This is a genomic window from Terribacillus saccharophilus, assembly GCF_046592595.1.
Lineage (GTDB): Bacteria > Bacillota > Bacilli > Bacillales > Amphibacillaceae > Terribacillus > Terribacillus saccharophilus_C.
The window spans coordinates 301,407-314,186 of record NZ_JAWVPF010000003.1 but is presented as its reverse complement, the minus strand read 5'-3'; the positions used below and the strand labels follow the sequence as shown (position 1 = coordinate 314,186).

Below are 12,780 nucleotides of genomic sequence, written 5' to 3'. Positions count from 1 at the left end.
ACAATGGCAGATGCATTAGAAATCATTTTCCCAGATGGAGCAAAGAAAGAGTTTCCTGCTGGTACTACTGGCGAGGATATCGCAGGGTCCATCTCATCAGGTTTGAAAAAACAGGCTCTCGCAGTCAATGTTGACGGCGTTGCATATGATTTGCGTACACCGCTACCAAATGGCGGTGCAATCGAAATCGTCACACTTAAGCAGGAACAAGGCGTGGAAATCATGCGTCACTCCACAGCGCATTTGCTTGCACAAGCAGTAAAACGCCTGTATGGCAACGTACAATTCGGGGTGGGTCCAGTAATCGAGAACGGCTTTTACTATGATATGGATCTGGAGGCTAGCATCACACCGGAGGATCTTCCGAAGATTGAAAAAGAAATGCAGCGAATCGTTGATGCCAACCTTCCGATCGTCCGCAAAGTTGTCAGCCGCGATGAAGCAAAAGCGATGTTCTCTGAAATTGGCGATGAGTTGAAATTGGAATTGATCGATGCCATTCCAGACGACCAAGATGTAACAATCTACGAGCAAGGAGAATTCTTCGACCTTTGCCGCGGTATTCACGTACCATCTACAGGCAAAATCAAAGTGTTCAAACTTCTAAGCATCTCTGGTGCCTACTGGAGAGGAAACAGTGACAACCAAATGCTGCAGCGAATCTATGGTACTGCTTTTGAGAAGAAGAGCGAATTGGATCATCACTTGAAAATGCTTGAAGAAGCAAAAGAGCGTGACCACCGCAAACTAGGAAAAGAATTGGAATTGTTCACAGTTTCCCAGAAGGTTGGACAAGGTCTGCCGCTTTGGCTGCCAAAAGGCGCGACTATCCGCCGTACAATCGAGCGCTATATCGTCGACTTGGAAGAAAAGCTTGGCTATGACCATGTTTATACTCCAGTACTGGGCAGTGTAGACCTTTATAAAACAAGCGGACACTGGGATCATTATAAAGATGATATGTTCCCGCCGATGGAAATGGACAATGAAGACCTTGTACTGCGTCCAATGAACTGCCCGCACCATATGATGGTGTATAAAAATGAATTGCACAGCTACCGCAGCCTGCCGATCCGTATCGCAGAGCTGGGAACAATGCACCGTCATGAAATGTCTGGAGCACTTGCCGGCTTGCAGCGTGTTCGTGCGATGACATTGAATGATGCCCATATCTTCGCTCGTCCAGATCAATTGAAAGATGAGTTCATCCGTGTTGTCCAACTTGTACAAGCTGTGTACAAAGACTTCGGTATAGAAGACTATTCCTTCCGTCTTTCTTACCGTGATCCGGAAGACAAAGAGAAATATGTGGATAACGATGCAATGTGGGATAAAGCACAAGCAATGCTGAAAGAAACAATGGAAGATCTTGAACTTGATTACGTGGAAGCAGAAGGCGAAGCAGCATTCTATGGTCCGAAGCTTGACGTACAGGTGAAGACTGCGCTTGGTAAAGATGAGACATTGTCCACTGTACAATTGGACTTCCACTTACCTGAACGCTTTGATTTGACTTATATCGGTGAAGATGGCAAAGAACACCGCCCAGTCGTTATCCACCGTGGCGTTGTATCAACAATGGAACGTTTCGTTGCTTTCTTGATCGAAGAATACAAAGGTGCTTTCCCAACATGGCTTGCACCAGTCCAAGCGAAAATCATCCCGGTTTCCCCTGAAGCACACTTGGCATATGCTCGCCAAGTAGAGGATGCTTTGCGTATGGAAGGTATCCGTGTACAAGTGGACGAGCGAGATGAAAAAATGGGTTATAAGATCCGCGAAGCACAAGTACAGAAGATTCCATTCCAGATTGTCGTCGGTGACCAGGAAGTGAGCGACCAAGCCGTAAACATCCGCCGTTATGGCGAGAAACAATCTGAAACGAAAGATCTGAAAGCTTTCGTTGCGGATATTAAAGAAGAAGTAGCGAAGCGCGTATTGCGTAAATAATAGAGAGAAATCCTTTCATCACTGCTGCAGTTGTGGGAGGATTTTTTTTTGAAAGGAGTGCTGAGGGAAGTGCCGGGAATCTTACTTTATTTTACGCTGCTTCATCATACCTTCGGCGATAGGATAAAAAACAGCAAGCACCATGATTATCATCAGCCAGGCATGACCATCATTTATCCAGCCAAGAGCTATCAGGCTGAATTCCACTTCAATAAAACAAAAAATCAGTACCATAATATTCTTTATCTTATTGATCATTTTCCGGCTATTTAAATAAAAAGAGGCCGCATTTTTTTCATTCAGTCGTGCCGGGTAATTGTGTACATGAGGATTTTTACCCAATAGATGCATGAGTGTGAACATAGGTATACTGATAGCTGGGAGGAGAAATAGGCTTTCTTTTGTTGCCCAGTCATCGACGTGTCCGGTCAGTCCCATGTGGAGAGGCACCTGTTCAGGCAGCTGCCGCCAGATTATGATCAAGAAGATGACAGTAGCTAGATAACTGCCGATTCCGATAGTATCCCATACTTTTTCACCACGTGCTTTCGGTAGGTTGAGCTGTTTTTGCATCTAAATATCACCCCTTTGTTTACTTACGGTATAGGTGGGGAATAAGTTCCAGCTATATAATTTTAAATCGAGAGGTTGTCAGTATCCAAAGAATGTGTTACATTAGTTGAGCAGGATTACTGGGCTTCAATATGATTGACAGCATTCATCAGCTATGATAAGATTGTAAAAGTGAAATAAATATTGATCTGAGACAAGCAGAAGTACCCACTTCTCACCTGATTGACGCCGCTTGGCAGTTGGCAGGTACGAAAACAGTGTTCTAGGACAAGTGTGGGTGCCGTATGCGTACCGGCATTTTTTTTATGCTTTTTTACAACCATGTTTAACTGATAAGCGGCGGATATCTTGTCCCCGATCATAAGTTTCCCAAAATATCCTGGAGGTGGATGATTATTAGCAAAGATACGAACATCAATGAGAAAATTCGTGCACGTGAGGTTCGACTCATTGATTCAAACGGTGACCAGCTTGGCGTTAAATCCCGTCAAGAAGCATTAGAAATTGCACAAACTAGAAATCTTGATTTGGTGCTTGTGGCTGCAAACGCAAAACCACCCGTGTGCCGGATTATGGATTATGGTAAATACCGCTTCGAACAGCAAAAGAAAGAAAAAGAAGCGCGTAAGAACCAGAAAATAATCAACGTAAAAGAAGTTCGTTTGAGCCCGGGAATCGAGGATCATGACTTCAACACGAAACTTCGCAATGCGCGTAAGTTTCTTGAAAAAGGCGATAAAGTAAAGGCTTCTGTTCGTTTCCGCGGACGTGCCATTACGCATAAAGAATTAGGCCAAGAAGTTCTCGAAAAGCTTGCCGGCGAGTGCAAGGATGTTGCAACGGTTGAAATGAAACCGAAAATGGAAGGCCGCAGCATGTTCCTAATGCTTGCTCCTATAGCTGAGAAACAGTAAGCCGAAGGATATAAGGAGGAAATACGATGCCAAAAATGAAAACCCACAAAGGGTCCGCTAAACGTTTCAAGAAAACAGGTTCTGGAAAAGTAGCCCGTAACCACGGTTACACTAGCCACTTGGCTGCTAATAAATCTACTAAACAGAAACGTAAACTTCGTAAAGATGCACTTGTTTCTGCTGGTGATCTTAAACGTATCAAGCAAATGCTACCTAAATAATAAAATCAAAGAATTATTTGTCCTATAGGAGGGAATACTATGCCACGTGTAAAAGGTGGAACAGTAACGCGTCAGCGTCGTAAACGCGTTCTTAAGCTAGCTAAAGGTTATTACGGTGCTAAACACGCACTATTCAAAACTGCAAAACAACAAGTAATCAAATCCGGTCAGTATGCATACCGTGACCGCAGACAGAAAAAACGTGACTTCCGTAAACTTTGGATCGCACGTATCAACGCTGCTGCACGTATGAACGAACTTTCTTACAGCCGTTTGATGCACGGCCTTAAACTTGCTGGTATCGAAGTAAACCGTAAAATGCTTTCAGAGCTTGCTATCTCTGACGAAAAAGCATTCGCGCAACTTGCTTCCAAAGCAAAAGACGCATTGAAATAAGCGAAAAAGCCGCTATCCTTTGATAGCGGCTTTTTGTATAGAAAGGGGTAGGAATATGTGGCTGGTCATTAGTCTCTACCTGCTGGTTATCAATATCCTGCTGTTCAGCTGGATGGGAATCGATAAACAAAGAGCAAAAGAGCGCGCATGGCGCATAAGTGAACGAAGGCTGTGGATCACAGCAATCATTGGGGGTGCGCTGGGCGGCTGGCTCGGGATGCAGGCATTTCGACATAAAACGAAGCATACCGCTTTCGTTATTGGCTTTCCATGCCTGGTCGTCATGCATGTCCTGCTGATTCTTTATTTGCTGTAAGATAAATGCTGTGTGCTTGTCATAAAGGCTCGTCTCCTGTCATATATATTAGGGACATCTAAGAGGGAGTGAGCAGCAATGGACCAGGTTGGCGTGAGTATGTTGACGGTCGTCGCAACAGGGGGATTGTTTGCACCGCTTTTGTTCATCCTCCTGTACCTGCTTCGTCCTGCTTTATTTTTGCCTGTTGTTTTCCTATGTATCTCGGGAGGGATTTTGTTCGGTGCTGTAGCTGGTACGATTTTGTCCATTATCGGCATTACCGCATCCAGTATGCTGTTCTATGGCATCGCCCAGCGTTTCCCGCGGTCGGCAAACAGGATTCTCATGCTGAAACAGAAGCTGATTGGCAGGCACACAAGCTTTACCACGGGGCAAGTAGCTTTAATGCGGCTGGTGCCTTTTATTCACTTCCACATCTTAAGCGTCTGCTTGATGGAGAATAACCGCAGTTGGAGATCATATGGGAAGGCCTCGATTCTATCGAGCATTCCGCTTGCTACTGCTTATTCTTTTGCGGGTACTTGGCTGCGCTACTTGCCGCCTGCAGCTATAGCAGGGGTCATGATCGTCCTTCTGGTCTGTATTTACCTGATGCGGAAAAAAGAATTCACTATCAAATGGGAAGAATTTTTCAAAGAAAGTGCATAAAACACTGGCGCTTCAAAGAGCTCCAGTGCTTTATCATATTTCTGTAAGGACAAGCTCTTTTATCGGATGCTTCCATTCGATAGAAGCATAAGGGAAATGGCTCAGGATGCATTCTTCCATCTTATATAAGTCATTTCGGGAAAAACCGGTCAATCGATCCGGCTGTACAGCATTCATAACCACCTTTGTCACTTCGATGCTGTCTTCCCTTGGCTGTAAAAATTTTTTGCCAATCATCCGATAACCGCGATAGCTCAGTGAAAAATGATGATCGTACTGTTCGCGATACTCCACTTGCTCCGGATCGAGGCGTGATGGATCGTTGGCGGGGTTTTTCCTAGCTTTCATGACGGTGTAGAACAAAAGAATTGCTGCACCTGCCAGCAACAGTAGAAAAAGAATCTTCATAGCGAGCAGGCCTCCTTTACTTTTTGTATAGATACGATTACGCTAAAGAAGAAGTTTCATCCGTTTTACTATACCCTCCCTACATAGGAATAACGCAAGAAGGAGTATTCTATATGGATTACGAATATCTATTCACTAAACAGCGTGAGCTGGATGCTTACATCGAAAACAATCTCGAATCAGCAAATCGAGAAAATCTTTTCCGTAAAAAAATACTGGCCCTTCAGGTTGAAATCGGGGAATTGGCTAATGAGACCCGCTGTTTCAAATTCTGGAGCAGAAAAGGTCCGAGCGAGCAGCGTGTCATTTTAGAGGAATATGTTGATGGCCTGCATTTCATTTTGTCCGTCGGACTTGATAAGAATCTTACGTATACATCTAAACCGCTGATTGATAACGAAATCGATCAAACAGATGCATTTTTGGAGCTGTACGGCAGCATCGGTGCATTTTATAGCGATCCAGTACAGGGAACGTATGACACGCTATTCCAAAGCTTCCTGCAGCTTGGCCGGCAGCTGGGTTTCACAGAGTCTTCGATTTTGGAGGCTTATCAGCAGAAGAACGAAGTGAACCATACGAGACAGGACGAAGGCTATTAAACGGAGGAGGAATACATAATGAATGACAAATTAAACATGCTGAAAAGTTTGACGGATGCACCTGGTGTGTCGGGTGATGAAGCGGGTGTCCGTAAAGTAATGCGTGAATATATTTCACCATTTGCTGATGAAGTAACGACAGATAATCTTGGCAGTTTGATTGCCATCCAAAAAGGCAGTAAGACAGATGGCCCGAAGGTGATGGTAGCAGGACACCTTGATGAAATCGGCTTTATGGTGACACGCATTGATGCGAATGGTTATCTTTTCTTCCAGACACTCGGAGGCTGGTGGAGTCAAGTCATGCTTGCACAGCGTGTGACTGTCCATACAAGGAAGGGTGAGCTTGTCGGTATTATCGGTTCCAAGCCACCGCACTTATTATCACTTGAGAAAAGGAAGAAGCCTGCTTCTATAGATGAGATGTTCATAGATATCGGTGCAGGCAGCAAGGATGAAGCAGAAGAGTTTGGCGTACGTCCCGGTGATTCTGTTGTACCGTATTTCGAATTCACGAAAATGAAGAACGAAAAACTGCTTTTAGCCAAAGCATGGGATAATCGCATTGGCTGTGCAGTAGCTATCGATATCTTGAAGAACTTGCATGGTACCGAAAAAGAAGCAACTGTTTATGGTGTCGGTACTGTTCAGGAGGAAGTAAGAAGACGAGGTGCTACTACATCTGCCAACAAGATTGGACCGGACATTGCTTTTGCAGTCGATACTGGTATCGCGGGTGACACACCTGGGATCAGCGATAGGGAAGCGACAGGAAAGCTTGGAGCTGGACCGCAGATCGTTTTATATGATGCCGCGCATATCGCCCATAAAGGCTTGCGGGATCTTGTAATCGAAACTGCAGAGGAACTGGATATTCCTTACCAATACGATACAATCAAAGGCGGAGCAACAGATGCGGGCAGTATTCATCTGACTGGCGATGGTGTCCCTGCTTTGACAATAGGAATTCCGACCCGCTATATCCATACACATGCGGCCATGCTGCATGAAGATGATTATGATAATACAGTGAAACTATTGACTGCAGTTATTCAAAAATTGGACAAAGAAACAGTCGAGAAAATTACGTACAGCTAAAGAAAAAAACCAGCTTCCGCTTGGAGGCTGGTTTTTTTATGCTAAGTAGCTGCCCATGATCTTCTGGACATAATTCGTCGTTTCATTGAATGGAGGGATGCCATTATATTTATCGACATTTCCCGGGCCGGCGTTATACGCTGCTAAAGCTAGGCTGGTGTTGCCGTCATAGCGGTCCAGCATCTGTTTCAAATATTTTGTGCCTGCCATCACGTTCTGCTCCGGATCGAAGCTGTTGGTCACCCCGAGTCCAGCTGCTGTAGCTGGCATAAGCTGCATAAGACCTTGTGCGCCTACGCCGCTTTCAGCCAATGGATCGAAGTTTGATTCCATCTGAATGACAGAGCGGATGAGCTTTTCATCGACTCCGTATCTGGAAGCAGCATCAGAGATGATGCCATCAATCGTCTTATTACCTGAACTCTCGGGGACGCTATCTGTAACAGATTGAACAGCAGGAACGCTTTGTGTTTGTGTCATGTTACTATGCGTTACATAAGGATTCAGTCTAACCGTAGAACCTGTATTCATCGTCTGCTGGAGCAGATTGCTGAAAGACTGACTGGAACTTGTGGTCGCTGAAAAGGCTGTCCGTTGCTGGTAAGCTGCGAGCATCGTTGGACTAAGTGTGGAAAGCAGATAAGATGTATCCAAAAAACATATCTCCTGTCACATATTGTTAGTCCAATTGTAGCTCAAAAGAACCAGGGGTACAAGACCTATTTCAGCGGAGTTTTATCCTTGTGTTTGAACGCCCTTAGCTAGTGCATCAACCATTTCCTGCTTCTCCTGATCGCCTGCGTTTTTCCAGATCAGTTCGAATAAAACTCCCAATCCAGGAAGAAGAACTTCTCTTCCATCGATGGAATCTGTGATTGTCGCTTGCAGCTGTTCCTCATTGTTGTCCTTGATATTTGCCAAGATAGCACGTCGGATATCTAAATCCATGCATGAGCACCTCCTAAACTTTTTTATAGTTTGACCTCTGTTCGTAAAACTATGTATGATAGAGGATATGTCAAGAAAGAGGAAGTGAACGTGCGTTGATCACATCAACTCAAAATAGCCAAGTGAAACAGTGGCAAAAATTGAAAAGAAAAAAAGAACGGATAAAATCGAATACCTTCCTGATAGAAGGGTTCCATCTTGTAGAGGAAGCGATCAAAGCTGGCTGGACGATTGATCAGCTTATATTGCGCGAGGAAACGGATCAGCCGGAATGGGCATCGGAATTGGAACCGGTGCGTGTATCGGACCATGTATTTAGAGCAATCACGGAAACAGAAACACCGCAAGGAATTGCAGCAGTTGTACAGATGGAGGACAAAAAGCTGAAGCGGCACAATCGTATCCTTTTGTTGGATGCTGTCCAGGATCCAGGTAATTTAGGAACGATCATCCGTACGGCAGATGCAGCCGGATATGACGCGGTCTATTTGGGAGAAGGCTCGGCTGATCGGTATAATGACAAGGTTATCCGCGCTACGCAAGGCTCTATCTTCCATTTACCTGTTTTATCTGCCGATTTGGAGCTTCTGTTGCCGGAACTTCAGGAAAATGGATATACCGTGTGGGCAGCCGCATTGGAAGGTGCTGTCGATTACCGAGATTTGACTGCACCGAAAAAAACAGCACTGCTTGTCGGCAATGAAGGTGCAGGAATCGACAAACGGCTGATCGCCCAAAGCGATATGGCTGTAAAGATACCTATTTTCGGCAAAGCAGAATCCCTGAATGTGAGTATTGCTACTGGTATTTTGCTGTATCACACGGTAAATAGATAAAAGCGGGTTGCAAGAAGTCCCTGGATTTTCTATAATGAAACAAGATTAATATTGAGATGCGTGGAAAGAGTCAGTAATCCCTGCGAATCGTAACAACAGGAAGGCATGCCTATAGACTGAGAGCATGCTGGTTGCGGCAGCGGATGAACCTTCACTCTGGAGCAGGCACCGGGACCTTGTTTATGACAAGTAAAGGTGTATCCGGATTGCTAAATCCGTTATCAAGCTTCAAGTTGGGTATACATGTATACCAACAAGGGTGGTACCGCGAATGAAAGCTCGTCCCTTTTCGGAGGGAGGGGCTTTTTTTATGCTCAAAAATCATAGGAGGCAAAAGCATGAGAGAAAAGCTCGAAGCACTACAAGCAGAAGCCATCGAGAAAGTGCAGCAAGCAGACAACCTGCAGAGCTTGCAGGATGTACGTGTTGCTTATTTAGGTAAAAAAGGACCAATTACAGAAGTACTTCGCGGAATGGGAAAACTTTCTCCTGAAGAACGTCCGGTTATCGGTGAATTGGCAAACAAAGTACGTGAGACGATTGCTACTGCGTTAGATAATAAAAAGAATCTGCTGGAAGAAGCAGCGTTGAATGAACAGCTTCAAAAAGAGGCAATAGATGTCACATTGCCAGGACGACCTGTCAAAACAGGCGGCCCTCATCTTTTGACTAGCATCATTGAAGAAGTGGAAGATCTTTTCCTCGGTATGGGATTTGAGATAAAAGAAGGTCCGGAAGTGGAAACGGATTATTTCAACTTCGAAGCTTTGAACCTGCCGCAGGATCACCCTGCGCGGGATATGCAGGACAGCTTCTATGTGACTGATCACTTGCTTTTGCGCACGCAGACATCTCCAGTGCAAGCTCGTACGATGCGCGAATACGATGGCAATAAAGCAATCAAAATGATTTGCCCAGGTATTGTATATCGCCGAGACACAGATGATGCGACGCATTCCCATCAGTTCACTCAGATCGAGGGACTATTAGTCGACAAGAATGTACGTATGAGTGACTTAAAAGGCGTGCTGCTTGAATTCTCCCGCAAACTGTTCGGAGCTGACCGCGAAATCCGCCTGCGTCCAAGCTTCTTCCCGTTCACAGAGCCTTCTGTTGAAGTCGATGTAACATGTAAGGTGTGTGACGGGAAAGGCTGTAACGTATGTAAGCATACTGGCTGGATCGAAATCCTGGGTGCTGGTATGGTGCATTCCAATGTACTGCGCATGAGCGGTTATGATCCGGAAGAATATTCTGGCTTCGCATTCGGTATGGGTGTTGAGCGGATTGCGATGCTTAAATACGGTGTTGATGATATCCGTCACTTCTATACAAATGATGTACGATTCCTATCGCAATACCATAAGGCATAACGGGAGGCAAAAACGATGTATGTATCTTTGAATTGGCTGAAGCAATATGTAGATATAGATAATATTACGCCGGAGGAGCTGGCTGAAAAAATCACGCGCTCCGGAATTGAAGTAGAAAGTATTGAACGCGTAGCACCAGAAAGCACGAATGTTTTCGTTGGCTGCGTGGAGAGCTGTGAACAGCATCCGAATGCAGATAAACTGAATCTTTGCCAAATCAATGTTGGCACAGAAACATACCAGATCATCTGCGGTGCACCGAATATAGCCCAAGGACAAAAGATCGCAGCAGCATTGCCAGGAGCCCGTCTTCCAGGCGGCGTAAAAATCAAGAAGGCCAAACTGCGCGGTGTGGAATCCCACGGCATGGTTTGCTCGCTGCAGGAGCTGGGCATTGATGAAAAATTCGTACCGAAGGAATACGCAGAGGGAATCTTTGTTTTCCCGGAAGATACGGAAGTTGGTACGCCAGTAGCTGAATTGCTGAACTTGGATGATGTTATCTTGGAGCTTGGTTTGACGCCAAACCGTGCGGATGCAATGAGCATGCTGGGTGTTGCTTATGAGGTTGCAGCTATCCTTGACAAGGAAGTCAAGCAGCCTGAAGAAACGTATCAGACAAGCGACAGCAAAGCAGCTGACCTTGTTCAAGTAAGAGTCGAAGACGGCGAGCTTAATCCGTATTACGGTGCGTTTGTCATCGAAGACGTAACGATTGCACCATCACCGCTTTGGATGCGTAATTACTTGATGGCAGCTGGCATTCGCCCTATTAACAACGTTGTCGATATCACGAACTATGTGCTGCTGGTTTACGGACAGCCTTTGCACGCGTTTGATTATGATAAAGTGGCAACGAAGGAAATCGTCGTGCGCTCTGCTGATGAAGGCGAGAAGATCCAGACTTTGGATGATCAGGAACGCACTCTAAAAGGCGATGAAATTGTCATCACGAACGGTAAAGAACCGATTGCTCTTGCAGGTGTGATGGGCGGAGCTAACACTGAAGTTTCCGAGGATACGAAAACAGTATTACTCGAAGCAGCTTTCTTTGATGCACGTGCTATCCGCCGTTCCAGCAAGCACCATAACTTGCGCAGTGAAGCAAGTGCTCGCTATGAAAAAGGCATCGATCCGAATCGCGTAGAACGAGCTGGAGCATATGCAGCGCGTCTTTTAGCCGAGTATGCTGGCGGTAAGGTTGCGCAAGGTGTTGTGGCATTTGACGAGCTGAAGCGTGAAGAGAAGCAAGTCAAAATCGATACATCGAGTGTGAATAACCGTTTGGGTACAACAATTTCTGATGAGGAAATTGCATCCATCCTGACAAGATTGCAGTTCGGTTTTGAACAAGACAACAGTCAGTTCACTGTGTCTGTACCAACAAGACGAGGAGACATCAGCTTGTTTGAGGATATGCTGGAAGAAATCGCCCGTATTTACGGATATGATAATATTCCTTACACATTGCCTGAAGGAGAAGCATTCGCTGGCAAACTGACGACAAAGCAATACTTGAAACGTCAGCTGAAGCAATATCTGCAAGGTGCTGGACTGATGGAAACCATCACATACTCGCTGACAAGCAAAGCCCGCACGGAAATGCTTGTAAGTCCAGATGTGTCGGAACAAGAAGTTTATCCAGTTAAATTGAAAATGCCGATGAGTGAAGAACATAGCCATTTACGCTTGAGCATCATTCCGGAGCTTGTCGACACACTTTCCTATAATGTTGCTCGTAAGCAAGAGAACTTGGGCTACTACGAATTCGGCCGTGTATTCCTATCCAAAGAAGAACAGATTACAGAGCAGCCGAACGAAACAGCTCGTCTTGCTGGTGCTTTGACTGGTACTTGGATGGAACAGCCATGGCAGCAAGAGAAGAAGCCTGTCGATTTTTATGTTGCAAAAGGTATCGTGGAGGGAATCTTTGCACAGCTTGATCTTGAACCTGTATTCCAGCAGGCACAAGTCGATGGCTACCACCCAGGTCGTACAGCAACTGTTTCCCTGAACGGCAAAGTTGTCGGCGTAGTCGGCCAGCTACATCCAACAGTCCAAAAAGCATTCGACCTGAAAGAAACATACACATTTGATTTGGACATTGCTTATCTGATGGATCAGTACGAAGAAGTACCAAGCTTCCGAACAATTCCGCGTCATCCTTCCGTTACAAGAGATATCGCTCTAGTTGTGGATGAAGCGGCACATGCAGGTGACATCCAGCGTACGATCCAGGAAGCAGGCGGAGAGCTTGTTCAGCAGGTGCAGATCTTTGATGTGTATCAAGGTGAGCACATGGAAGCAGGCAAGAAGTCAATCGCCTTCACGGTGCTTTATCAGGATCCGACACGCACACTGACAGATGAAGAAGTAGAAGCATCTTATAACAGCATCATGGAAGCTGTGAAAGAGAAGCATGAAGCAGAATTGAGAAGTTAATTCAGAGGGAAAGCAGAATTGTATGATTCTGCTTTCCCTTTTTTTATAGGAG

15 protein-coding genes and 1 other annotated feature are annotated in these 12,780 nt (G+C 45.3%); of the genes, 11 read left to right on the top strand and 4 right to left on the bottom strand.

The genetic code is table 11. From position 1 onward, the window contains the following. The first annotated feature begins 3 nt into the window (after positions 1-3). A complete protein-coding gene (gene thrS, locus SFC25_RS06690) occupies positions 4-1,950 on the top strand; it encodes a threonine--tRNA ligase (RefSeq protein ID WP_411214515.1) in 1,947 nt (648 codons plus the stop codon). 81 nt (positions 1,951-2,031) lie between these two features. On the opposite strand, the gene SFC25_RS06685 is transcribed toward thrS, so the two are convergent. After that, a complete protein-coding gene (locus tag SFC25_RS06685; protein ID WP_411214514.1) occupies positions 2,032-2,523 on the bottom strand; it encodes a DUF1648 domain-containing protein in 492 nt (163 codons plus the stop codon). Positions 2,524-2,712: 189 nt separating this feature from the next. Next, positions 2,713-2,833, top strand: a sequence feature (ribosomal protein L20 leader region). 79 nt (positions 2,834-2,912) lie between these two features. Here SFC25_RS06685 and infC point away from each other — a divergent pair. The 5 genes from infC to SFC25_RS06660 all read left to right on the top strand — a co-directional run bounded on the left by infC (position 2,913) and on the right by SFC25_RS06660 (position 5,021). After that, positions 2,913-3,437: a translation initiation factor IF-3 gene (infC, locus tag SFC25_RS06680; protein WP_411214513.1), complete on the top strand. Its 525-nt coding sequence runs from the start codon at positions 2,913-2,915 to the stop codon at positions 3,435-3,437. A gap of 26 nt (positions 3,438-3,463) precedes the next feature. After that, a complete protein-coding gene (rpmI, locus tag SFC25_RS06675; protein WP_411214512.1) occupies positions 3,464-3,658 on the top strand; it encodes a 50S ribosomal protein L35 in 195 nt (64 codons plus the stop codon). A 39-nt stretch (positions 3,659-3,697) separates the two neighbouring features. After that, the gene (rplT, locus tag SFC25_RS06670; RefSeq protein ID WP_411214511.1) at positions 3,698-4,054 is read left to right on the top strand and encodes a 50S ribosomal protein L20; all 357 of its coding nucleotides are present in this window, start codon (positions 3,698-3,700) and stop codon (positions 4,052-4,054) included. A 55-nt stretch (positions 4,055-4,109) separates the two neighbouring features. Then, positions 4,110-4,370 (top strand): DUF1294 domain-containing protein, encoded by a 261-nt coding sequence (locus SFC25_RS06665; protein ID WP_411214510.1) that lies wholly within the window; start codon positions 4,110-4,112, stop codon positions 4,368-4,370. 78 nt (positions 4,371-4,448) lie between these two features. Continuing rightward, the gene (locus SFC25_RS06660) at positions 4,449-5,021 is read left to right on the top strand and encodes a TVP38/TMEM64 family protein (protein ID WP_411214509.1); all 573 of its coding nucleotides are present in this window, start codon (positions 4,449-4,451) and stop codon (positions 5,019-5,021) included. Positions 5,022-5,054: 33 nt separating this feature from the next. On the opposite strand, the gene SFC25_RS06655 is transcribed toward SFC25_RS06660, so the two are convergent. Continuing rightward, on the bottom strand, positions 5,055-5,429 hold the full coding sequence (locus SFC25_RS06655) for a hypothetical protein (RefSeq protein WP_411214508.1): 375 nt from the start codon (positions 5,427-5,429) through the stop codon (positions 5,055-5,057). A gap of 113 nt (positions 5,430-5,542) precedes the next feature. Here SFC25_RS06655 and SFC25_RS06650 point away from each other — a divergent pair, with 113 nt between their 5' ends. Then, positions 5,543-6,031 carry a dUTP diphosphatase gene (locus SFC25_RS06650; protein WP_411214507.1) on the top strand — a complete coding sequence of 163 codons (489 nt, stop codon included), beginning with the start codon at positions 5,543-5,545 and terminating at the stop codon, positions 6,029-6,031. An 18-nt stretch (positions 6,032-6,049) separates the two neighbouring features. Beyond that, complete coding sequence (locus tag SFC25_RS06645) at positions 6,050-7,129, top strand: M42 family metallopeptidase (RefSeq protein WP_411214506.1); 1,080 nt, start codon at positions 6,050-6,052, stop codon at positions 7,127-7,129. Positions 7,130-7,165: 36 nt separating this feature from the next. Here the strand turns inward: SFC25_RS06645 and SFC25_RS06640 are convergent, their stop codons facing one another. Beyond that, positions 7,166-7,783 (bottom strand): lytic transglycosylase domain-containing protein, encoded by a 618-nt coding sequence (locus SFC25_RS06640; RefSeq protein WP_411214505.1) that lies wholly within the window; start codon positions 7,781-7,783, stop codon positions 7,166-7,168. Between the two features lie 81 nt (positions 7,784-7,864). Then, entirely contained in the window at positions 7,865-8,077 is a 213-nt protein-coding gene (sspI, locus tag SFC25_RS06635; protein WP_095222213.1) for a small acid-soluble spore protein SspI, read from the bottom strand. A gap of 95 nt (positions 8,078-8,172) precedes the next feature. Here sspI and SFC25_RS06630 point away from each other — a divergent pair, with 95 nt between their 5' ends. The 3 genes from SFC25_RS06630 to pheT all read left to right on the top strand — a co-directional run bounded on the left by SFC25_RS06630 (position 8,173) and on the right by pheT (position 12,728). After that, positions 8,173-8,913, top strand: a complete 741-nt coding sequence (locus SFC25_RS06630; RefSeq protein WP_411214504.1) for a TrmH family RNA methyltransferase — start codon at positions 8,173-8,175, stop codon at positions 8,911-8,913. Between the two features lie 338 nt (positions 8,914-9,251). After that, entirely contained in the window at positions 9,252-10,286 is a 1,035-nt protein-coding gene (gene pheS / locus SFC25_RS06625) for a phenylalanine--tRNA ligase subunit alpha (RefSeq protein ID WP_411214503.1), read from the top strand. 15 nt (positions 10,287-10,301) lie between these two features. Next, the gene (pheT, locus tag SFC25_RS06620; RefSeq protein WP_411214502.1) at positions 10,302-12,728 is read left to right on the top strand and encodes a phenylalanine--tRNA ligase subunit beta; all 2,427 of its coding nucleotides are present in this window, start codon (positions 10,302-10,304) and stop codon (positions 12,726-12,728) included. Positions 12,729-12,780 lie beyond the last annotated feature (52 nt).